This is a genomic window from Halosimplex rarum (assembly GCF_047715405.1).
Classification (GTDB): domain Archaea; phylum Halobacteriota; class Halobacteria; order Halobacteriales; family Haloarculaceae; genus Halosimplex; species Halosimplex rarum.
In genome coordinates, this window is record NZ_CP180412.1 from 2,642,649 (window position 1) to 2,662,204 (window position 19,556).

Annotated in this window: 20 protein-coding genes; 13 read left to right on the top strand and 7 right to left on the bottom strand. The window is 69.7% G+C overall.

Features of this window, described 5'->3' with window-relative positions:
• The first annotated feature begins 27 nt into the window (after nt 1–27).
• Nucleotides 28–531 (top strand): phosphopantetheine adenylyltransferase, encoded by a 504-nt coding sequence (locus ACMGFH_RS12710; protein ID WP_415378815.1) that lies wholly within the window; start codon nt 28–30, stop codon nt 529–531.
• Between the two features lie 83 nt (nt 532–614).
• Here ACMGFH_RS12710 and ACMGFH_RS12715 read toward each other — a convergent pair whose 3' ends face one another.
• The 3 genes from ACMGFH_RS12715 to ACMGFH_RS12725 all read right to left on the bottom strand — a co-directional run bounded on the left by ACMGFH_RS12715 (nt 615) and on the right by ACMGFH_RS12725 (nt 4,165).
• Nucleotides 615–1,055 carry a universal stress protein gene (locus tag ACMGFH_RS12715; protein ID WP_415378816.1) on the bottom strand — a complete coding sequence of 147 codons (441 nt, stop codon included), beginning with the start codon at nt 1,053–1,055 and terminating at the stop codon, nt 615–617.
• 100 nt (nt 1,056–1,155) lie between these two features.
• On the bottom strand, nt 1,156–1,677 hold the full coding sequence (gene cgi121 / locus ACMGFH_RS12720) for a KEOPS complex subunit Cgi121 (protein ID WP_415378817.1): 522 nt from the start codon (nt 1,675–1,677) through the stop codon (nt 1,156–1,158).
• A 19-nt stretch (nt 1,678–1,696) separates the two neighbouring features.
• Complete coding sequence (locus ACMGFH_RS12725) at nt 1,697–4,165, bottom strand: ATP-dependent DNA helicase (protein ID WP_415378818.1); 2,469 nt, start codon at nt 4,163–4,165, stop codon at nt 1,697–1,699.
• 362 nt (nt 4,166–4,527) lie between these two features.
• Here ACMGFH_RS12725 and ACMGFH_RS12730 point away from each other — a divergent pair, with 362 nt between their 5' ends.
• The 6 genes from ACMGFH_RS12730 (at nt 4,528) to ACMGFH_RS12755 (ending at nt 10,442) form a co-directional block, all read left to right on the top strand.
• Nucleotides 4,528–5,847: an MFS transporter gene (locus ACMGFH_RS12730; RefSeq protein WP_415378819.1), complete on the top strand. Its 1,320-nt coding sequence runs from the start codon at nt 4,528–4,530 to the stop codon at nt 5,845–5,847.
• Between the two features lie 87 nt (nt 5,848–5,934).
• Nucleotides 5,935–6,177: a ferredoxin gene (locus ACMGFH_RS12735; RefSeq protein WP_415378820.1), complete on the top strand. Its 243-nt coding sequence runs from the start codon at nt 5,935–5,937 to the stop codon at nt 6,175–6,177.
• Nucleotides 6,178–6,382: 205 nt separating this feature from the next.
• Nucleotides 6,383–7,507, top strand: coding sequence for a quinolinate synthase NadA (nadA, locus tag ACMGFH_RS12740; RefSeq protein WP_415378821.1), 1,125 nt, complete (start codon nt 6,383–6,385; stop codon nt 7,505–7,507).
• A 2-nt stretch (nt 7,508–7,509) separates the two neighbouring features.
• Nucleotides 7,510–9,069, top strand: coding sequence for an L-aspartate oxidase (locus ACMGFH_RS12745; protein ID WP_415378822.1), 1,560 nt, complete (start codon nt 7,510–7,512; stop codon nt 9,067–9,069).
• A gap of 16 nt (nt 9,070–9,085) precedes the next feature.
• Complete coding sequence (nadC, locus tag ACMGFH_RS12750; protein ID WP_415378823.1) at nt 9,086–9,913, top strand: carboxylating nicotinate-nucleotide diphosphorylase; 828 nt, start codon at nt 9,086–9,088, stop codon at nt 9,911–9,913.
• Nucleotides 9,914–9,989: 76 nt separating this feature from the next.
• Nucleotides 9,990–10,442 carry a hypothetical protein gene (locus ACMGFH_RS12755; RefSeq protein WP_415378824.1) on the top strand — a complete coding sequence of 151 codons (453 nt, stop codon included), beginning with the start codon at nt 9,990–9,992 and terminating at the stop codon, nt 10,440–10,442.
• Nucleotides 10,443–10,592: 150 nt separating this feature from the next.
• Here ACMGFH_RS12755 and ACMGFH_RS12760 read toward each other — a convergent pair whose 3' ends face one another.
• The gene (locus ACMGFH_RS12760; protein ID WP_415378825.1) at nt 10,593–12,800 is read right to left on the bottom strand and encodes a glycoside hydrolase family 3 N-terminal domain-containing protein; all 2,208 of its coding nucleotides are present in this window, start codon (nt 12,798–12,800) and stop codon (nt 10,593–10,595) included.
• Nucleotides 12,801–12,881: 81 nt separating this feature from the next.
• Entirely contained in the window at nt 12,882–13,727 is an 846-nt protein-coding gene (locus tag ACMGFH_RS12765; protein ID WP_415378826.1) for a TrmB family transcriptional regulator, read from the bottom strand.
• Between the two features lie 101 nt (nt 13,728–13,828).
• Between ACMGFH_RS12765 and ACMGFH_RS12770 the strand changes: the two genes are divergently transcribed.
• Nucleotides 13,829–14,167, top strand: a complete 339-nt coding sequence (locus tag ACMGFH_RS12770; RefSeq protein ID WP_415378827.1) for a DMT family transporter — start codon at nt 13,829–13,831, stop codon at nt 14,165–14,167.
• 64 nt (nt 14,168–14,231) lie between these two features.
• Here ACMGFH_RS12770 and ACMGFH_RS12775 read toward each other — a convergent pair whose 3' ends face one another.
• On the bottom strand, nt 14,232–14,402 hold the full coding sequence (locus ACMGFH_RS12775; RefSeq protein ID WP_274322675.1) for a DUF5786 family protein: 171 nt from the start codon (nt 14,400–14,402) through the stop codon (nt 14,232–14,234).
• Between the two features lie 150 nt (nt 14,403–14,552).
• Between ACMGFH_RS12775 and ACMGFH_RS12780 the strand changes: the two genes are divergently transcribed.
• From ACMGFH_RS12780 to ACMGFH_RS12795, 4 genes are all read left to right on the top strand, one after another.
• Complete coding sequence (locus ACMGFH_RS12780; protein WP_415378828.1) at nt 14,553–15,239, top strand: RNA 2'-phosphotransferase; 687 nt, start codon at nt 14,553–14,555, stop codon at nt 15,237–15,239.
• A 71-nt stretch (nt 15,240–15,310) separates the two neighbouring features.
• The gene (locus ACMGFH_RS12785; RefSeq protein WP_415378829.1) at nt 15,311–16,249 is read left to right on the top strand and encodes a carbohydrate kinase family protein; all 939 of its coding nucleotides are present in this window, start codon (nt 15,311–15,313) and stop codon (nt 16,247–16,249) included.
• Between the two features lie 67 nt (nt 16,250–16,316).
• The gene (locus tag ACMGFH_RS12790) at nt 16,317–16,790 is read left to right on the top strand and encodes a TIGR03668 family PPOX class F420-dependent oxidoreductase (RefSeq protein WP_415378830.1); all 474 of its coding nucleotides are present in this window, start codon (nt 16,317–16,319) and stop codon (nt 16,788–16,790) included.
• A gap of 39 nt (nt 16,791–16,829) precedes the next feature.
• The gene (locus tag ACMGFH_RS12795; RefSeq protein WP_415378831.1) at nt 16,830–17,741 is read left to right on the top strand and encodes a dihydrodipicolinate synthase family protein; all 912 of its coding nucleotides are present in this window, start codon (nt 16,830–16,832) and stop codon (nt 17,739–17,741) included.
• A 72-nt stretch (nt 17,742–17,813) separates the two neighbouring features.
• Here the strand turns inward: ACMGFH_RS12795 and ACMGFH_RS12800 are convergent, their stop codons facing one another.
• Complete coding sequence (locus ACMGFH_RS12800) at nt 17,814–18,383, bottom strand: NADPH-dependent FMN reductase (protein WP_415378832.1); 570 nt, start codon at nt 18,381–18,383, stop codon at nt 17,814–17,816.
• A 300-nt stretch (nt 18,384–18,683) separates the two neighbouring features.
• Here ACMGFH_RS12800 and ACMGFH_RS12805 point away from each other — a divergent pair, with 300 nt between their 5' ends.
• Nucleotides 18,684–19,463, top strand: coding sequence for a hypothetical protein (locus ACMGFH_RS12805; protein WP_415378833.1), 780 nt, complete (start codon nt 18,684–18,686; stop codon nt 19,461–19,463).
• Nucleotides 19,464–19,556 lie beyond the last annotated feature (93 nt).

A 19,556-nucleotide genomic window follows, 5' to 3' on the forward strand; every position in this document is an offset into this window, starting at 1 on the left:
CTTCTCCCGGGGACGCCACGGGTAGGTATGCGCGTCGCAGTCGCCGGCACCTTCGGCCCGATCCACGACGGACACCGCGCCCTGTTCAGGAAAGCGCTCGAACGCGGCGACGAGGGCGTCCTCGTCGCGCTGACCAGCGACGAGTTCGCCCGCGGGAAGCGCGAGCGGCCGGTCCCCGACTTCGCGGACCGTCGCGAGCGGATCCGCGAGGAGATCGAGACGCTCGACGAGTGGGGCCGCGAGGTCGAGATCCGGGAACTCCACGACGAACACGGCATCGCGTCGACGGACCCGTCGCTCGACGCGCTGGTCGTCTCCCCGGAGACGGCGGGCGAACTGGCCGACATCAACGACGAGCGCGCCCGACGCGGGCTCGACCCGATGGAGGGATTCGTCGTCCCGTTCGTCCGCGCCGCGGACGGCGAACGGATCTCCTCGACTCGGCTCGTCGGCGGCGAGATCGACGAGCACGGGGCGCTCACCGCCGACGGGAACGGAAACGAGAACGAGAGCGAAAACGAGAGACACTGAGGAGTTCCTCGGGTCGATGCGTCGCTCGGCTACACCGCGCTACCCATCGGTCTCGTCCCCGCTACCCAGCGGTCACATCCGCGTTATTCCTCGGTTTCGTCCTCGCTCGCGCGGATCGTCAACACCGGCACCTCGGCCGTGCGAACGACTTTCTCCGTGACGCTCCCGAGGAGGTATCGCTCCAGCCCGGTCCGCCCGTGCGTGCCCATCACGACGAGGTCGATCCCCTCCTCGTCGACGTAATCCAGGATCGAGCGGTGGGGCGTCCCGGTCGTGACCGAGCCGACGGCGTCGACGCCGGCGTCGCGCGCCCGGGTCACGGCCGCGTCGGTAGTGTTCTCGCCCATCTGCTCGAACGACTCGACGAGGTCGACGGTCCCGGTCTCGGGACCGACCGCCGACACGTCGACGACGTACAGCGAGTGGACCGTCGCATCGAACTCGGCGGCGATGTCGACCGCCTCGTCGAGGGCCCTGCTGGCGCCCGCACTTCCGTCCGTCGGAACGAGGATGTCCTCGTACATACTCGAACGTTCGGCTCACGGACGTAAACTGGTGGCGCCGGTTCTCACCGCCCGGGAACCGGCCACTCGGTAACGGGGTCGTCCGAAACGGGCCGGCGCCCTACTTCTCGACGTCGAGGAGCGCGACGCGCTCGCGGACGATATCGGCGAGCGTCCCATCGACCGCGCGGAGTTCCGCGTCGCCCACGTCGAAGAACTCGCGGACGCGGTCGCCGTCGTACTCCCCGAGCGTCTCGGCAGGGTCCAGCGTCGCCGGCCCGTCGAGGTCGCGAACGGCCACCGCAGCCCGGTCTTCGGCGTCGCCGACCGCCCCGTCTCCCGCGTCGACAAGGACCACGGTCGGGCACTCGCCCTCGCTGACGCCGAGTTCGAGCGCGCGGTCGATCTGGCGCGTCCCGGCGGCGTACAGCAGGATCTCGACGCTGCGCTCCCGGGCGACGTTCTCGCCGCGGTCGATGGCCCGGTTGGCGAGTTCGACCGAGCGTTCCAGATGCGCCCGATCGACCACGTACCGCGCGTCGAACGCCTGGACCGTGACGCCGTGCTCGTCGCCGATCTCCCCGAGTCGCGCGACGAACCCGTCCAGGTCGGCGACCGTCGCGACGGCCTCGACCAGTTCCATCAGGCGCTCCCTCCGGCCATCAGAAGTCACCCAGGCTGGACTGGTCTTCCTCGTCGTCCGGCTCTGCCGCGCCCTCGCTGCCGCCGTCGGCGTCGCCGTCCTCGTCCGGACGGGCGCTCGCGTCGGGGTCGACGCCCTCCATCGAGGGGTCACGGTGGCCGGCGTTCTCCAAAACGGTCTCAGCCGTGCGCTCGCGGCCGCGCAGCGCGCCGAGGACGACCGATTTGTCGGCCTCGCGCAGGTCGGCGCGGTCCTCGATGCCCGCCTGGTAGAGCCGGCGGGCACGCTTGCGGCCGACGCCGCGGACCCCAGCGAGGTCGGTTAGCTCCTCGCGGACGCCGTGTTCGGCGCGGACGCGCGCCTCGCGGATGGCGGGCGCGAGCCCGAGCCCCAGTTCGCCCGCGAGCGACTCGGCGGCGCCGAGCAGCCACTGGGCGGTCTCGACCTTGCCGCGGACGTCGCCGGGGCCGACGCCGTAGCGGTCGGTTATCTCGTCCTCGTCGACCTCGCTGGCCCAGTCTTCGAGCAGGCGGGCGGTCTTCAGCGCCGAGAGCCAGTCCTCGAAGGCGGGGTCGAACTCGCTCGGCATCGACCCGAGGAACTCCTCCTCGCGCTCGAAGGCGAGCATCTGGTACTCCTCCTCGTCGCCCGAGCGCAGGTAGAGCTCGTACATGTCCGGGGTACGCGCGACGAGGTGGTAGAGGCCCATGGCGGTGGGGTCCGGGCGCTCGGCCTGCTCGTCTTGATCGGCGTCATCGGCCAAGTCGCTCGCGGTCGTGAACCCCGACGGCTCCGCGTCAGGGTCGGCGCCGGCGTCCGGCGCTAGCGTCGATGTCGGCTCCGACTCCGAGCGCGCCCGGCCGTCGCCGCGTTTCCACGCGCGCAGGCCGTCGATGATCTCCGCGGCGCTCATCGGGTCGAGGTAGAGCCGCGAAACGGTGTGGCCGAGCGAGGTGGCGGTCAGTCCACCGCCCGCCTCGTGCTCCATGAACTCGTTCACCTCCAGGTACTCGATCATGTCGTCCATCACGCGCTCCAGGCGCCCCCGCTCGGTCGTCTGGGAGGCGTACAGCGTCTGTTCGAGGAACTCCAGCAGTCCCTCGCGGGAGTTTGCGAACCCGGAGGCGACGGTGGCGAGGATGTGGGTGCGCAGCGCGGGCTCGGCGGCGAGTTTCGACTGGACGGGCTCGGGGTCGGCCCAGACGTACCGCTCGAACAGTTCGTCGAGTTCGTCGTGGCTGTTGGCGATCAAGAGGGCTTCGCCGTAGGGGTCCAGCCCCGGGCGGCCGGCGCGGCCCATCATCTGGTGGACTTCGAGCACAGAGAGCGGCTGCATCCCGCCGGCGGTCCCGTCGTAGCGGCGCCAGTCGCGGACGACGACGCGCCGCGAAGGGGTGTTCACGCCGGCGGCGAGCGTGGGAGTGGCGGAGACCACCTTCACTAACCTATCGCGGAAGGCGTCCTCGACCAGCGAGCGGTGGCCGCTCGCGAGGCCGGCGTGGTGGAAGGCGGCGCCGCCCTCGACGGCGTCGGCCAGGTCGTCGCTCGTGTCCGTGTCGCTCACGTCGCGGATCTCGTCGGCCACGTCGGCGAGCTGCGCCTTCTCGTCCGGTGTGAGGTGCGGTTCGACCGTCGAGGCGAGCCGTCCCGCAGCGGCCTCGGCGTTGCGCCGCGAGTTGACGAACACGAGCGTCGATCCCTCGTCTTCGAGCGTGTCGCGGACGATGGCCGCGGTCGGTTTCTCCGAGTTGCGGACCGATAACTCGCTCTGGCTCCCGTCTTCGAGATGGAGCGCCTGCCCGTAGTGGACGCCCTTCTTGAGTTCGATGGGCCGCCAGTCCGAGTCGACCAGGGCGGCGTCGAGCCACTCGGCGAGCGCCTCGGCGTTGCCGATGGTCGCCGAGAGCGCGACGGTCTGCAGGTCGGGGTTGAGCTGTCGCAACTTGGCGAGCGTAACCTCCAGCGTGGGGCCGCGCTGGCCGTCGTCGACGAGGTGGACCTCGTCGGAGACGACGCAGGTGAGGTCCTCCAGCCACGGCGCGTCGTTCCTGACCAGCGAGTCGACCTTCTCGCTGGTGGCGACGACGATGTCCTTGGTCGCGAGCCAGCCGCCTTCGGACTCGTAGTTACCGGTAGAGACGCCGACGTCGAGACCGTACTGCTCGAACTGTTCGAACTCCTCGCGCTTTTCGCTGGCGAGCGCGCGCAGAGGGACGATATAGAGTGCCTTCCCCCCGCGCCCGCTCGCGGCTTCGTCGTTCTCGCTGTCCGGCGCGCTTCGGCCCCCGCGCTCGACGCTGGAGAGCATGGCGAGCGTGGCGACGAGCGTCTTCCCGCTGGCCGTGGGGACGCTGGCGACGAGGTTCTCGCCCCGCGTCACGCCGGCGTCGACCGCCTCGGCCTGCGGCGGGTACAGCGACTCGATGCCGTCGGCGCGCAGGTGGTCGGGCAACCAGTCGGGCACGCCCGGGATGTCCGCGACGTCCATTACTCGCGTGGTAGTGCGCTCCGCGATTTAAAGTGTCGCACTCTGTCCCTTCCGGCGGGCGTGACCACTTCGACGGACGCGCCCGCCGCCTCCAGTCTCGCCCCGCCGCCAGTGATCCCGTCTGTCACCGGTTCCTCCCGCACTCACTTTCCTTAAGGAGTCCATATCTGATCCCAGACTGGGTGACAATGCAACCGCTACCGCATAACTTCCACAACCTAGACGGTTAGCGTTATTAGGTGGACCTACGCCGAGAAATATGAGAGGATGAGTTCAAGCATCCATATTCCGGGCAGAATGGTGGTCAAATGGTCAGAGGGGGCCGTGCGTCACTTCGAACCGGTCAGCGCGGAGGTGGGTTCATGGGCCTGATCCGAATGACCAAGTGGCGGACGCTGGTGCTCGCCACGGTCGGGTTCAACTTCTCGTTCCTGATCTGGTTCTCGTTCGCGCCGTTCACGGGGCCGATGGCAGACGAGTTCGGGCTCTCGCTGGCCGAGATCGGGATCCTGGCGAGCGCGGCCATCTGGCTGGCGCCGTTCGGCCGCATCCTGACGGGCTGGCTCTCGGACAAGTTCGGCGCGCCGGCCGTGTTCGCGATCGTGCTCACGTACGTCGGCGTGTTCTCGATCGCGAGCGCGTTCGCACAGAGCTACACCGTGTTCTTCGTCGAGCGGCTCATCGTCGCGACGGCGGGGATCACGTTCGTCATCGGCATCCAGCACGTCTCCGAGTGGTTCGAGGAAGAACAGCTCGGGACGGCCGAGGGGATCTACGCGGGCATCGGTAACGCCGGCGCGGCGGGTGGTGCGCTCATTCTCCCGCGCGTGTTCGGATCGAACTGGAGCGGGCCGCTGTTCGACACGAACTGGCGAGCGGCCTTCTTCTACACGGGATGCGTCTCGATCCTGCTCGCGGTCGTGTACTACGCGCTCGGCGAGGCGGCCAAGAGCGACGAGAAGCGACAGGCGACGGCGGACAACGCGAGCTTCAAGGGCTGGTTCTACACGGCGACGCGCTACGGGACGGTCGTCCTCGCGCTCGCGTACGTGATGACCTTCGGACTCGAACTGTCGATGAACGGGTGGCTCGCGACCTACTACCGCGAGGGGTTCAGCACGGACAACCTCGTGCTGGCCTCGACGTTCGCAGCCACGTTCTCGGTCGCTGCGGGCCTGCTGCGACCCATCGGCGGGTACGTCAGCGACGTGCTCGCGCGCAAGGAGAAGAACATCATCCCCCTGTTCACGGGCCGCTACCGCGAGCAGTGGACGTTCGTGACGCTGTGTTTCGTCGTCGTCTCGATGTTCGGCATGACGCTGGCCGGCCTCTCGGGGCAGGTGCTGGTGGCGGTCGGCGCCGGCTTCGTGGTCGGGATGGCCTGCGCCTTCGCCGAGGGTTCGATCTTCGCGCAGGTGCCGGCGATGTTCCCCAACAGCTCAGGGGCCGTCGCGGGCGTCGTCGGCGGTATCGGCACGGTCGGCGGCATCGTCTACCCGCTCGTGTACTCGGCGCCGTTCCTCGCGAACCTGCACCTCGGGTACTCGATCGTCGCCGTCTCGATGATCCCCATCGTGCTCCTGACGGCGTGGGTGTTCCAGCCGAAAATCGCCCGCGTCGCGAACACGAGCGGGTTCGTCGGGAGCGACATCGACCAGTCCACCGCCGGCGCGGACGACTGACCGCCGTTCTCGGTCCCGCGAGGACCGGCCGCCGGACACACGGGGCCGTCCCGCCATTCCTATGCCGTTCGCCGGCCAACGCCCGGTATGCGCATCGAGTACGACCGCGACACCTGCATCGGGATGTTCCAGTGCGTCGCCGAGTGGGACGGCTTCGAACGCGACAGCGACGCCGGGAAGGCGATCCTCCGCGACAGCGAGGAGCGCGAAGAGGACGTGTTCGTCCGCGAAGTCCCCGAGGACGCCGAACTCGACGCGAAGTTCGCCGCCCGAGCCTGCCCCGTCGACGCCATCGAAGTCTACGACGACGACGGCGAACAGATCGTCTGAACGGTTCTGCGTTCCCATCGGTCAGCTGTTTTGCAACCCCTGGAAACACACATCCCTATCCATCAATACCACCATTCACAACCGATATCTGGTCGAAATGGCATCAGACCATTTCTGAGTCACCAGTCCGCACGTTTGAAGACAAAACTTTTTCAATACAGTGGTCTATAGACTCACCTAACCCAAGTGACCACTCGTGCCGGAAATGGAAACAGCGCAGTTCGAGACTGACCTCAGTCTCTTCAAGTACGACAACCTGGAACAGCTACCGCCGGCCTACCGCGAGTTAGACGAGGCCGAACGCACCGAGCGCATCGAGGCCGCGCTCGACGAGCTCGGCGACGACGTGGTGATCCTCGGCCACAACTACCAGCGCCGGGAGATCGTCGAACACGCCGACTTCGTGGGCGACTCCTACCAGCTCTCGAAGGAGGCGGCCAACGCCGACGCCGACTACGTGATCTTCGGCGGCGTCACGTTCATGGCCGAGTCCGCGGACATCATCACCGACGACGACCAGTCCGTCATCCTCCCGAGCATGGAGGCGTCGTGCCCGATGGCCGGCATGGCCGAGGCGCTTCAGGTCGACGCCGCGTGGGCCGAGATCACGGGCGCGGCGCCCGACGAGGAGATCATCCCGATCACCTACATGAACAGCTACGCGGATCTGAAGGCCTTCTGCGCCGAGCAGGGCGGACTCGTGTGTACGTCCTCGAACGCCCACAAGGCCTTCGAGTACGCCTTCGAGAAGGGCGACAAAGTCCTCTTTCTCCCCGACAAGCACCTCGGGGAGAACACCGCCTACCGGCTCGGCATGGAGGACGAGATCGCGGAGTGGGACCCGTGGGACCCCGAGGACAAGGACGCCGACGAGGTCGTCGAGAACGACATCGTGCTCTGGGACGGCTACTGCCAGGTCCACGAGCGCTTCCGGGAGGAACACATCGAGGACCTGCGCGAGCGCCGCCCGGACGCGAACGTCGTCGTCCACCCCGAGTGTCGCCGCGAGGTGGTGGAAGCGGCCGACGTGGTCGGTTCGACGTCGACCATCTGCGAGGTCGTCGAGGAGGCAGACCCCGGCGACGCGTGGGCCATCGGCACCGAGATCCACCTCGCCAAGCACCTCGACCGCTGGCACCCCGAGGTGGAGGTGCTGCCGCTGTGCGGCGACGCCTGCATGGACTGCAACGCCATGCGCCAGATCGACCCGAACTACCTGACGTGGGTGCTCGAAGAGCTCGTCGCGGGCCGCGAGCGCAACGTCATCGAGGTCGCGCCGGAGGAGAAGGAACTCGCGCAGGTCGCCCTCGACCGCATGCTGGAGATCTAAATATGGCCGACGAGACAACGGAACTCGAAGACTACGACGACTACCAGGCGACGGACGTGCTCGTGGTCGGGTCAGGCATCGCGGGCCTTGCGGCGGCGCTCGGTGCCGCTCGCGAGGGCGCCGACGTGATCGTCGCGACGAAGGCCACTCGCCCGGAGGGCGCCTCCTCGTGGTGGGCACAGGGCGGCATCGCCGTCTCGCGGGACGACCCCGGCCAGTTCAAAGAGGACATCCTAGCGGCCAGTGCCGACACCTCCGACCCCGAGGCCGTCGACGTGCTCGTCGACGAGGCCAACGGTGCCGTTCAGGACGTGCTGGTCGACACACTCGGCGTCGAGTTCGACACCAGTGACGGGGACGGGGCGGAAAGCGACGACTTCGACTTCGGCCGCGAGGCCGCCCACGACGAACCCCGAATTCTCCACGTCGACGCCTCGACGGGCAAACACATCCACGTCCCGTTCCTGAACCACCTCGACGACCGAGAGGGCGTGGAGATCCTGGACGACACCGCCGCGCTCGAACTCGTCAGCCACGAGGGCCGCGTCCACGGCGCGCTGCTCGAACGCGAGGACGAGGTCACACCGACGTTCGCGGGTGCGACGATTCTCGCCACGGGCGGCATCGGCGATCTGTACCCCCGGTCGACCAACCCCGACGGCTCGACGGGCGACGGCATCGCGATGGCCGCGCTCGCGGGCGCGGAGGTGGAGGACATGGAGTACGTGCAGTTCCATCCGACGGTGTATCCGGGGAGCGATACCGACCCCGACGACGGCCCGTTCCTCGTCAGCGAGGCCGTCCGCGGCGAGGGCGCCGTCCTCCGGGACGGGGAGGGCGAGCGCTTCATGCCCGACTACCACGAGGACGCCGAACTCGCCCCCCGCGACGTGGTCGCCCGCGCGGTGCAGAAAGAACGGGAGGCCACCGACGAGGTCGTGCTGGACGTGTCGCCGCTCGACTTCGCCGGCGAGTTCCCCGACCTGGCCGCCAAGTGCGAGGAGCGCGATGTCGACTGGGAATCTGGCATCCCGGTCGGGCCCGCCGAGCACTTCCTCTGCGGCGGCGTCGACGTGGACACTCGCGGACGGGCGTCGCTCGATCGGCTCTACGCCGTTGGCGAGTGTTCCCGCACGGGCGTCCACGGCGCGAACCGGCTGGCCTCGACCTCGCTGCTGGAAGGACTGGTCTGGGGTCTCCGGGCCGGTGAGGACGCTGCCGACTACGACCCCGAAGTCGTCGAAGCGCCGGAGCTGCTCGACCGTGACCCCGCGCTCCCCGAGAACTTCGCCCGCGAGAAGTTCGTCCGCCTGCGCCGCGTGATGGACGAGTACGTCGGCCTCCGCAGGAATCGGGACGACCTCGGCCGCGCGCAGGCGGTCCTCCGGCGGCTCAAGGGCGAGGTCGACGCGTACGTCCGCACGCGGACCTCGCGGTCGCTGTACGAACTCCGCCACGCCTCGGTGACGGCCCTGCTCGTCGCGCGGGCCGCCGCGGAGAACGAGGAGTCCGTCGGCACGCACAACCTCGTCGAAGCGCCCGCCAAACCCGGGGCGGACTGAGAGGGTTCGACCCGAGATGATCCCCGATTCGCAGATCGAGCAGTGGCTCCGCGAAGACGTCGGCCACCACGACGTGACCAACCAGGTGCCCGGTGAGACGACGGGCCGGCTCGTCGCGAAAGACTCGGGCGTCGTCGCCGGCCTCGACGCCGCCCGCGCCGTCTTCGGGTACCTGGACGTGACCGTCACCGACAGCGCGGGCGTCGGCGGCCGGATCGAACCCGGCGACGCCGTCCTCGAAGTCGAGGGGCCCGCCCGCGACGTGCTGCGCGGCGAGCGCGTCGCCGTCAATATCACCGGCCACGCGTCCGGCATCGCGTCGAAGACACGGCGGGCAGTCGACGCAGCCCGGTCCGAGAGCGACAGCGTGCGGGTGGCAGGAACGCGGAAGACCACCCCTGGTCTCCGCGGTATCGAGAAGCGCGCGGTCGTCGCCGGAGGCGGGGACACGCACCGCCTGGACCTCTCGCACATGGTGATGGTCAAGGACAACCACGTCGCCGAGATGGGTCTCGAATCCGCCGTCGAGCAGTTCCGCGAGCGGGCGTCGTTCGCGACGAAGATCGAGGTCGAGGTCGAGGAGCCCGCAGACGCGCCGCGAGCCGCCGAAGCGGGGGCGGACATCGTCCTGCTCGACAACATGGACCCCAAGACGACCGAGCGCGCGGTCGGACTGCTTCGCGACGCGGCCGACGAACTGGACCGCGAGGTGCTCGCCGAGGCCTCGGGCGGGATCACCGTCGAGACTGTCCCCGACTACGCGGCCACCGGGGTCGACGTGATCTCGATGGGGAGTCTCACCCATTCCGCCCAGACGCTCGACTACTCCTTCCGGACGGGATAAGCGGCACCCGTTCCGGAGGAGACCACAGCGGGCGCCGTCCCCTATCGTTTTATTGACAGAGAGTGATCGCACGGGCATGGCAGAATCGACGATGGACGAGAGCGTGATCTCCCCGGGCTTCGTCGGCGGGGCCGCCGCCGTGCTCACGTTCGGGATGCTCGCGTACGTGACCGTCCTCCTCTTCGAACAGATCGCCGTCGGGGTGCTCGTCGGTGCCCTCTCCGGCGTCGGGATATTCTACACCGTCCCGTACACGATCCGGCGTGCCGACGAGAACTACGTCCGCGACGGCCACGAGAATCTGGCGCGGAGCTTCCACCCCGGTGCGGCGGGGTACGCGCTCTCCGGTGCCGGAATCGTCGTGCTCGCGCTGCTGTTCGTCTTCGAGAGCGCGGTCGTCCCAGTCGCGGTCGCGCTCGCGCTCGCGATGGCGGAGTACGTGATCCTGTCGCGGGTGCTCCCGCGCGCCGGTGAGTCGTCGGTCGAAGACCACGAAGACGCGTGGTCCAGCGACGCGTGGGACGAGTGAGGGTAGCGCGCGTTCGGGATCCACTCGACCAGTCGCCGGATCGGTCGGTCTCGTCCGGACCGGCGTTGGGTGGGTCTACGCGCGCCAAGGCAACGAGCGCGACGGCCGATGCGAGAAGGGCACGTGACTCCGGTGCCCGTTCGCCCCGCGTCACCGGCGGTAGGGACGACGACGCGCCACCTCGAACGAGTCGACAAGGTCGCCGACCCGGATCTCGATGGTCCCGGGTTCGACCGTTTGGCTTCCGTCGTTCTCGACGATGCCGAAGTCGGCCACGTCCAGAGAGAACGGGATCGTCGCCCGCTCGCCGGCGTCGAGGTCGACGCGGTCGAACGCCCGCAGTTCCCGGACCGGCGTGACCCGGGTGCTCACCACGTCGGTACCGAACACCTCGACGGGTTCCGTCCCGGCGCGGTCACCGACGTTGGCGACCGTGACCTCGACGTCGACGCTTCCGTCCGGGCCGACCTCCGCCGGTGAGACGGTCAGGTCCTCGTACTCGAAGTCGGTGTAGCTCAGCCCGTGGCCGTACTCGAAGAGCGGATCGTAGGAGGAGCGGTGGGCCTCGTGGTCGACGGTGGGGTGCGTGAGGTGGTTGAACCGGACCGGTACCTGCCCCTCCGAGCGCGGGACCGAGAGCGGGAGCCTGCCGGTGGGGTTGTGCTCACCGAACAGCACGTCCGCGACGGCGCCGCCCTCTGATCCTGGCTGGTACGCGAGGAGCAGGCCGGGGACGTGTTCGGCGATCCACGGCGTCGACAGCACGCGGCCGGTGACGAGGACCGCGACGGTCGGCGTCCCGGTCGCCTGGATCGCCTCGACCAGTTCCCGCTGGGCGTCGGGCAGCGTCAGGCTCTCGCGGTGGGGGAACTCCTCGGCCCCGAACTCCTGCGAACTCGCCCGGAACTCGTGGACGTAGTCGGGCTCGCCCACCACGACGACGGCCGCGTCTGATTCCTGCGCAGCCTCGCGAGCGGCATCGACGTCCAGCGTCTCGTCGATCCCGGCGCCCCGTTCGTGGACCACGTCGGTCCCGTCGGCGACCGCCGCCTCGATCCCCTCCAGAACGGTGTCGCCGAGTGGTCGCGGGTCCTCGACGCTCCCCCAGCCGCCGTGCTGGGCGGCGATGTCGTCGGCGTTCGGGCCGGCGACGAGCATCTGGTCGAGGTCGGGACTGAGCGGGAGGACATCATCCTCGTTCCGGAGGAGCGTCATCGACTCCCTGGCGACTTCGCGGGCCAGTTCGCGGTGGTCAGGTCGGCCGAGCATCGTCTCGGCGTCGTCTGAGTCGACGAACGGGTCCTCGAATAGGTCGAGCGCGAACTTCACCCGGAGCACGCGCCTGGCGCTCTCCTCGATCCGCGACTCGCTCAGTTCGCCGTCCTCGACGAGCGCGAGAATGTGCTCGCAGTACTCGACGCCGCCCGAGGGGAGCAGGTCGATCCCCGCGCGGATCGCCCGCCACAGCGACTCCTCCAGCGATTCGGTGGCGCGATGCCCGCCGTGGAGGTCCTCGGCGCCGGCGTAGTCCGCCAGCGTGAATCCCGTGAACCCCAGGTCCTCGCGGAGGAGGTCCTGCAGAAATCGGGGCGAGCCGTGGACGGGCTCGCCGTCGATCACGTTGTAGCAGGGCATGATCCCGGCTGTCCCCGCCTCGATCCCGGCCTCGTAGGGCGGGACGTGGACGCGCCGGAGCGTGTACTCGGAGATGTCGTTGGGCGCCTGGTCCTCGCCGCGGACCCCTTCGCTGTATGCGGGGAAGTGCTTGGTCACCGCGAGGACGGAGTCGTCGCGGCCGTTGTCCTGGTACCCCCGGACCATCGCCTCGGTGAAGGCTGCACAGAGATGCGGGCTCTCGCCGAACGTCTCGGCGATGCGGCCCCAGCGCTGGTCGCGGGCCACGTCGCCGATGGGGCTGCTGGTCGACTGAACGCCCGTCGCGCGCATCTCGACCGCGGCCGCGCGGGCCGCGCGCTCGGCGAGGTCCGGGTCCCGCGTCGCACCGAGGCCGAGCTGCTGGGGGAAGACGGTGCTCCGCGAGATGGCGGCGTGGCCGTGCTCGGCCATGGCGCGCACGAACAGCGGGACGTCGAAGCGCGAGGCGTCGATGGCCGCCCGCTGGAGTTCGTTGACGAACTCGGCCTTCTCTGCGGGCGTGTTGTGCGGCGTCCCGCCGAAGTGGACCGAGCCGACGTGGTGGTCGGTGACCGCCTCCCTGGCTTCGTCGACGTCGGCGAGCGCCGGGACGCCGACGATCTGGCCCACTTTCTCGGCGACGGTCATTTCGTCGAGGATCTCCTCGACCCGCCGTTCGTCCTCGTCGGCGAGCCGCTGGCCGAACGCGCTCCGATCTGGCATGCGTTCACGTGCGCCACTCACGTCAATCAACGTTCGGGTGCCGGAAACGGCCGGGTCCGGCGAGGCGTCCGAACCGGAGACTCAGCCGTCGAGATCGGAGACGCCGTCGACCACGGCGCCCTCGCTCTCGTCCTCGACGACCGCGGACAGCGGCGCGGCCGCGGCCCAGGCCTGGTCGAACACTTCCGCCAGGCGACCGGCCATCGCCGCGTCGCGGACGTGGATGACCCCCAGTCGTTCGCCGCTGTCGAGCGGATGCGGAACGTGAAAGCAGACTTCGTTGCCGTCGACCACGTCGAAGGTGACCTCCAGATCGGTCGTGACCCGCAGCGAGACGTTCGGCGGCGCGTCGAGGGTGTCCGCGACGACGTCGGGCGGCGCGGCCTCGACCATCGCGGCGTGGCCGAGCATCCGCACCTCGACCCCGTCGTCGAGGGCTGCGTAGAACGGGTCGACCTCCGGCTCGTAGCGCTCCCACGGCGCCTCGGCGTAGGGGACGCTCATCGCCGACCGGATCGAGTCACCTGCGGTCGCGAACAGGTCGCGTTCCAGCGAGACCGCGGTCTCGCTCCCCAGCGGCGCGCTCCAGAAGCGGCTCTCGGCAGGCTTCGTCGCAGCGAGTTCGGGCCCGATTTCGGCGGCGATCGCCTCGTAGCGGTCGGTCCGCGCCGACAGTTCCCGCCGGCGCTCCTCCAGCAGTCGCTCGACCGCTTCCTCCGGGTCGACCGCCGCGTACGTCGTCGGCTCGGTCGACTGACTGCGGACGACGTCGCGGGCGTCCAGCCCGTTGAGCACGTCGTAGATGCGCCCCATCGGCACGTCGCTCGCCTCCGAAACCTCCTGTGCCGTCGCGGACCCGAGCGACAGCAGCGCCCGGTAGACCTTCTCCTCGTAGCTCGACAGCCCCAGCTCTCCCAGGTCTGACATGGCCGGCGGTGGGGAGCGCGCCGACTAAACTATTCGGGAACGGACAGGAAGTGGCGGCAGGTTCGACAAGCGGTTTGCCCCCAGGTGGGCTCCGTTCGGGCATGCGACCGTATCTGACGCTCGCGCTCGCGATCGCCGCCGAGGTGACCGGCACGACCGCGCTGAAGGCCAGCGACGGGTTCTCGGAGCTCGCCCCCACGGCCGTCGTCGTGGTGGGGTACGTGGGCTCTTTTTACCTGCTCGGCCTGACGCTCGAAGACCTGCCGGTCGGGCTCGTGTACGCGACGTGGGCGGGCCTCGGGATCGTGGCGACGGCGCTGGTGGGCGTGGTGGTCTTCGAAGAAAGCGTCGACGCGGCCGCGGTCGCCGGGATGGCGCTCGTCGTCGCCGGCGTGGTCGCGTTGAACGCGTTCTCGGACGCGTACGCACCGGCGCACTGAGCAGAACGCGACGGCCGCGGACACCGGTCCGCGACGGGCGTCGAAGTGTCGAACCGACCGGGGGTTACTTCATGTCCTGCAGGCGGTCGACCAGCTCGTCGGCCGAGTCCGCACCCTCGACCGACACCTCGCCCTCGTGGTCGTGTTCGTGGACGTTGACGGCGTCGTCTTCGTCGTAGTCGGCGTCACCGCTCTGGTTCTCCTGTTCGGATTCGTCGTAGCTCCCGAAGCCCATTGTGTATCGACGTAGCGGAATGGGACGGAAAAACGGTGCGGTCCGAACCGCCACTGCGGCGTGCCATCGGGCGCCATACCCGGCGACGGCGACGGGTCTGCCCGTGCGACGGAGAACGCGTTTTCCCACCCGGCGACGAACTGGCTCCCGATGACAGCCGTCCGCGCCTGCGACGACCACGGCTTCTTCGAGGGCGAGGCGTGCCCGGTCTGCGAGCGCGAGGGGCGCGCAGTCCTCGGCGCCGAGCGGCGGCGTCGCCTCTCGAAGTTTCTGTCGGGTGCACTCAGGCACTTCCCGGACGACGCGGGGCTCGCGCTGGACGACGCCGGCTGGACGCCGTTCGACGACCTCGTCGACGCGGCCGAACGACAGTACGACTGGGCGGACCGCGAGCGCGTCGCCGCCGTCGTCGCGACCGACCCGAACGGCCGCTTCGAGCGAACCGGTGGCGGGGTCGGCGGTGGCGGCGCTTCGAGTGATGATTCGGCGTCCAGCACCGACCGCGTCCGCGCGGCCTACGGCCACTCGGTGGACGTGGACCTGGCGTCGGGCGACGGCCCGGTCCCGGACACGCTGTATCACGGTACCGCCCCGCGGAACCGCGACGCCATCCTCGCCGAGGGACTGAGACCGATGTCGCGCCAGCTCGTCCACCTCTCCGGCAGCGTCGACGAGGCCCGCCGCGTCGGCGAGCGACACGCAGACGACCCGATCGTTCTCACCGTCGACGCCGACGCGATGCGCACCGACGGCCGCGAGATAACCCGGCGCGGTCGGGCGACCTACACGACCGAGCGCGTCCCGCCAGAGTACCTCTCCGTCCGCGAGTCAGGCTGACGGTCCGTTCCCGCCCCCTCCCCGCGGTCGAACCATGCGGACTCTTGTCTGAGTGGCGAGTACGCTGGCCCATGGACCCGACCGTCCTCGTCGCCGGCGAGACGCTCGTGGACTTCCTCCCCGCGACCGAGACGCCGCTCGCCGACACCGACGAGTTCGCCCGACAGCCCGGCGGCGCGCCGGCCAACGTCGCCGTTCGCCTCGCGCAGCTCGACCGCCCGCCCTGGTTCTGGACCCGCGTCGGCGCGGACCCGTTCGGCGACTTCCTCGCCGACGCGCTCGCCGACCGCGGCGTCCCCGACCGCTTCGTCGAGCGCGACCCCGACGCCAAGACCACGCTCGCCTTCGTCAGCGGCGACCCCGAGGAGGGGCCCCGGTTCACCTTCTACCGCGACGGCACCGCCGACACGCGGTTCGAGACCGGACGCGTACCCGACGAGGCTCTCTCCGGCGTCGAGTGGGTCGTCGTCGGCAGCGTCCTCCTGGCGAGTTCGCCCTCGCGCGAGGCAGTCCACGACCTCGTCGAGCGGGCGAACGACGCCGGCTGTACCGTCGTCTTCGACCTGAACGCCCGGCCGGAGCTGTGGACCGACGCGGACTTCGAGGAAGCGGTCCGCCGGCTCCTGCCCGCGGTCGACGTGCTGAAGACGTCCCACGAAGACCTCGAACCGGCTGGATTCGACGGGTCGACGCTCGACGCGGTCGCGCCACGCCTCCACGAGCTCGGGCCGCACACGATCTTTCTGACGCTCGGCGAGGCCGGCGCGGCCGCCGCAGCGTCCGAGGAAGCGCCGTGGGGACCGGACGAAGCCGTTCACGAGGGGTACGCCGTCGACGCGGTGGACACGACGGGCGCGGGCGACGCCTTCACCGCGGGCGTCGTCGACGCGCTCGCGGCCGGCGACCGCTCGCTCGCCGCCGCGCTCGACCGCGGCAACGCCGTCGCCGCCGCCTCGACCACCCGCGCCGGCGGAATGGCCGAGTTGCCAGACCCCGACAGCGTCCTGTAGAGCGGCGGTCGAGTCGAAACGATGCCATCGGCGGAGCGCTCTTTCCTGACGGCCTCCTGGTTTCGGTATGTTCACCGACGCCGAGCGACGCTACCTCGAATCCGCACGGGTCGCCCGCCTCGCCACCGCTGACGCGGAGGGGCGTCCGAACGCGGTCCCAGTCTGTTTCGCGCTGGTCGACGGCGAGAGGGACGGGAGCGCTCCCCCCGACGGCGAGACCGCGCCCTGGATAGCCACCCCGATAGACGAGAAACCAAAAGACGGCGCCACCGAGAGCCTGCGCCGAGTCCGCGACGTGCGCGAGAACGCCCGTGTCGCGCTGGTCGCCGACCACTACGTCGAGGACTGGGACCGCCTCGGCTGGGTACAGGTCCGGGGCACGGCGTCGGTGCTGGCGCCCGGGGACGCGGGCCACGGCGCGGCCGTCGAGGCCCTGCGCGACGGATACGACCAGTACGCGGACCACGCGCTCGGCGAACGACCGGCGCTCCGGATCGACCCGGGCCACGTCCGCTCGTGGGGTCGCATTACTGACCTGTAGCGGTAGTTTCATACTCACCGCCGCGGGATGGATCGACAGATGACGGATCAAGGTCCGACACGTGACGTTTCGATTCGCGGCGTCATCCCGCCGACGATCACCGCCTTCGACCGCGACGAGGAGCTCGCGCTCGACGCGACCGCGGCCCACGCCCGGTTCGTCGTCGACCGCGGCGTCCACGGCGTCTTCCCGCTCGGGACCAGCGGGGAGTTCCCGATGCTCAAGCCCGACGAGCGCGCGGCGGTCATCGGTGCGGTCGTCGACGAGGTCGGCGACGAGGTGCCCGTGATCACCGGCGTCAGCGCGCCGAGCACGAAGAACACGGTCTCGTACGCGCTCGACGCCGAGGACAACGGCGCGGACGCGGTCGTCGTCGGCATTCCCTACTACTACCCCATCGACAGCGAGGCGATCGTCGAACACTACGAGGAGGTCACCGACGCCGTGGACATCCCGGTCTACATCTACCACTTCCCGGCGCGGATGGGCAACAAGCTCGACCTGGACACGCTCGACCGGCTCGCCCGGATCGACGGCATCGTCGGCGTCAAGGACTCCAGCGGCGACGTCGCGTGGCTCGGCCAGGCTATCGACCGCCAGCCCGAACTGGCCTACCTCGCCGGCCTCGACTCGCTGCTGTTCGCGGAGCTGGAGATCGGCTGTTCCGGCCTGGTCAGCGCCGTCTCGAACGTCTTCCCCGAGCTGACGGTCGAGCTCTACGAGTCCTACGTCGGCGGCGAGGAGGGCCGCGCCCGCGAACTCCAGAGCACGGTCTTCGACGTGTGGAAGGCCATCGACAGCGGACCGTACCTGGGCGGCGTCAAGTCGGCGCTGGACCTGCACCCCGAGGTCGACTTCGACCCCGGTCCGATGCGGCGGCCGCTCCAGCGGATGGACCGCGACCAGGAGGTCCAACTGGAACGGACGCTACGGACGCTCGACCTGATCTGAGGGCGAAGCGAGTACGGGCGAAATCGCCGAGCATCTAGCGCGTGGGGGCGAAACCGTCGAATTCGAACCCGTTCAGTCGTCGCACTCGGCGGGAGCAGCGGGGCGTGCGGACGGTTCGACGTCCGCGTTCGCCGTCACCTCGCGACCGAGTTCGCGGATCCGGTCTTCGAGGCCCGGTTCGGTGACCTCCTCCCCGTCGAACTTGTCGTAGGCGCCGCGGATGCCCACCTGCGTGGGGACTGTCCAGCCGTGGACAGAGCGAACGACGACGCGCAGGTGGTCGAGCGTACTGGCGTAGCTGCCGCCGCCGGCGGTCGCGAGCAGTCCGACGGTCGTGTCGGTGAACTCGTCTTTGCCGCAGTAGTCGAGCGCGTCCTTCAGCGTCGCCGAGTACGAGCCGTGGTAGACGGGTGATCCGAGGATGACGGCGTCGGCCTCGCGGACGCGGCGCTTGAACCCGGAGACCGCTTCGCCTTCCTCGGCGTCCGGGTCGAATGGGGGCAGGTCGATCGTCCGCAGGTCCAGCAACTCGGTGTCGGCGCCGGCGTCGGCCGCCGCTTCGAGGGCGACCCGGAGGGCGCGACGGGTGTAACTCCCCTCGCGACGGCTGCCGCAGACGGCGACCACGTCAGGGCGGGTCATGTACATCGATCGTGGCACGGCGCGAATAAAGGTTCGCTGAAGGGGGTTTTGGTAGGGTATTTGATGGTTTCCGGGGCCGCGACCGTGCTGCCGTGGTGCGACCGTGCCGCCGTGGTGTAGGACCGAGCGGACGCGAGTCTGGGCGGGCAGACGAGTGATCAGGGAACGCCCGGGCGTCCGCCCGTCGGAGCAGCGTTCGGACGGGGGACGCTATATACGGCTACTTCCCGGTATAGACGGCTCATAGCAACCGCTTACCCGTCCGGGCGGGCGGATCCGACAACGACCGCCCGACAGCACATGACAGCCTCGAACCCCTCGCTCCTCCGGGACGCGATCGACGTCGTCGACAGGGAGATCGAATACGCGACCGACGAACGAGCGGCGTTCGACCGGTTTCGCGCTCGCCTCTCGAACCTCGACCCGACGCCGCCCAGCGCGCCGAGTGCGACCGCGGGGTCCGGCGTGGCGACGATGCCCGCGGCGGTGGCGACGCGCGGCGATCCGGGTCCTGCGGCCCCGCTCCGGACCGTCAGGACTGCCTACCGGGAGACCGTGATGGACGTCCCTCACTACGAAGCGGAGTACGGCGACACGCTCCGGGCGAGCCTCGCCTCCGAGTTCTGCCCGGAAGTGGCGACGCAGGTGACCGACGGCCGACAGCTCACCCCGCCGCTGTACCGCGCCCTCTGGGACGGCAGCGAGTCCGCCAGCGACGACCGCGAGCGGTTCCGCCGCGCGCTCGAACGCGAGCGGGAGTCGCTCGTCGATATCGCGGGCGCGCTGGCCGACTGCGACCGTCGACTCGCCGAGATCGAGGCCCAGATCGACGGCGCGGCGACCGAGCGGCTGAGCCGACTGGACGACCGGCTGGCCGCGCTCGAAGCGACGTGCGCCGACCTGGCCGAGGAGCGCCAGTCGCTCGTCCACGGCCGGCCGGACGTGCACCTCTCCGGCGTCGCCGGGACGAGCCTCGTCACCTTCCTCTACGGCGAGTTCGAGACGCGCTGTCCGGCGCTGTCGGCGGTCGCCGACCGCCTGCAGCGGATCCGCGCCGACCGCACGCGCTGTCTCCGGTGACCCGCGGGTACCGTGACCGCGGCGCAAACGGGAAACATCGGCCGGGAGCGAGGGGTTCAAACGCCCGTAGAATCGACCGGGGAACGTGACTCC

What these genes read in the sequence shown, in the direction of transcription:
- ACMGFH_RS12710 (WP_415378815.1), top strand. Translation starts at nt 28, where the DNA reads ATGCGCGTCGCAGTCGCCGGCACCTTCGGCCCGATCCACGACGGACAC.
- ACMGFH_RS12715 (WP_415378816.1), bottom strand. Translation starts at nt 1,055, where the DNA reads ATGTACGAGGACATCCTCGTTCCGACGGACGGAAGTGCGGGCGCCAGC.
- cgi121 (WP_415378817.1), bottom strand. Translation starts at nt 1,677, where the DNA reads ATGGAACTGGTCGAGGCCGTCGCGACGGTCGCCGACCTGGACGGGTTC.
- ACMGFH_RS12725 (WP_415378818.1), bottom strand. Translation starts at nt 4,165, where the DNA reads ATGGACGTCGCGGACATCCCGGGCGTGCCCGACTGGTTGCCCGACCAC.
- ACMGFH_RS12730 (WP_415378819.1), top strand. Translation starts at nt 4,528, where the DNA reads ATGGGCCTGATCCGAATGACCAAGTGGCGGACGCTGGTGCTCGCCACG.
- ACMGFH_RS12735 (WP_415378820.1), top strand. Translation starts at nt 5,935, where the DNA reads ATGCGCATCGAGTACGACCGCGACACCTGCATCGGGATGTTCCAGTGC.
- nadA (WP_415378821.1), top strand. Translation starts at nt 6,383, where the DNA reads ATGGAAACAGCGCAGTTCGAGACTGACCTCAGTCTCTTCAAGTACGAC.
- ACMGFH_RS12745 (WP_415378822.1), top strand. Translation starts at nt 7,510, where the DNA reads ATGGCCGACGAGACAACGGAACTCGAAGACTACGACGACTACCAGGCG.
- nadC (WP_415378823.1), top strand. Translation starts at nt 9,086, where the DNA reads ATGATCCCCGATTCGCAGATCGAGCAGTGGCTCCGCGAAGACGTCGGC.
- ACMGFH_RS12755 (WP_415378824.1), top strand. Translation starts at nt 9,990, where the DNA reads ATGGCAGAATCGACGATGGACGAGAGCGTGATCTCCCCGGGCTTCGTC.
- ACMGFH_RS12760 (WP_415378825.1), bottom strand. Translation starts at nt 12,800, where the DNA reads ATGCCAGATCGGAGCGCGTTCGGCCAGCGGCTCGCCGACGAGGACGAA.
- ACMGFH_RS12765 (WP_415378826.1), bottom strand. Translation starts at nt 13,727, where the DNA reads ATGTCAGACCTGGGAGAGCTGGGGCTGTCGAGCTACGAGGAGAAGGTC.
- ACMGFH_RS12770 (WP_415378827.1), top strand. Translation starts at nt 13,829, where the DNA reads ATGCGACCGTATCTGACGCTCGCGCTCGCGATCGCCGCCGAGGTGACC.
- ACMGFH_RS12775 (WP_274322675.1), bottom strand. Translation starts at nt 14,402, where the DNA reads ATGGGCTTCGGGAGCTACGACGAATCCGAACAGGAGAACCAGAGCGGT.
- ACMGFH_RS12780 (WP_415378828.1), top strand. Translation starts at nt 14,553, where the DNA reads ATGACAGCCGTCCGCGCCTGCGACGACCACGGCTTCTTCGAGGGCGAG.
- ACMGFH_RS12785 (WP_415378829.1), top strand. Translation starts at nt 15,311, where the DNA reads ATGGACCCGACCGTCCTCGTCGCCGGCGAGACGCTCGTGGACTTCCTC.
- ACMGFH_RS12790 (WP_415378830.1), top strand. Translation starts at nt 16,317, where the DNA reads ATGTTCACCGACGCCGAGCGACGCTACCTCGAATCCGCACGGGTCGCC.
- ACMGFH_RS12795 (WP_415378831.1), top strand. Translation starts at nt 16,830, where the DNA reads ATGACGGATCAAGGTCCGACACGTGACGTTTCGATTCGCGGCGTCATC.
- ACMGFH_RS12800 (WP_415378832.1), bottom strand. Translation starts at nt 18,383, where the DNA reads ATGACCCGCCCTGACGTGGTCGCCGTCTGCGGCAGCCGTCGCGAGGGG.
- ACMGFH_RS12805 (WP_415378833.1), top strand. Translation starts at nt 18,684, where the DNA reads ATGACAGCCTCGAACCCCTCGCTCCTCCGGGACGCGATCGACGTCGTC.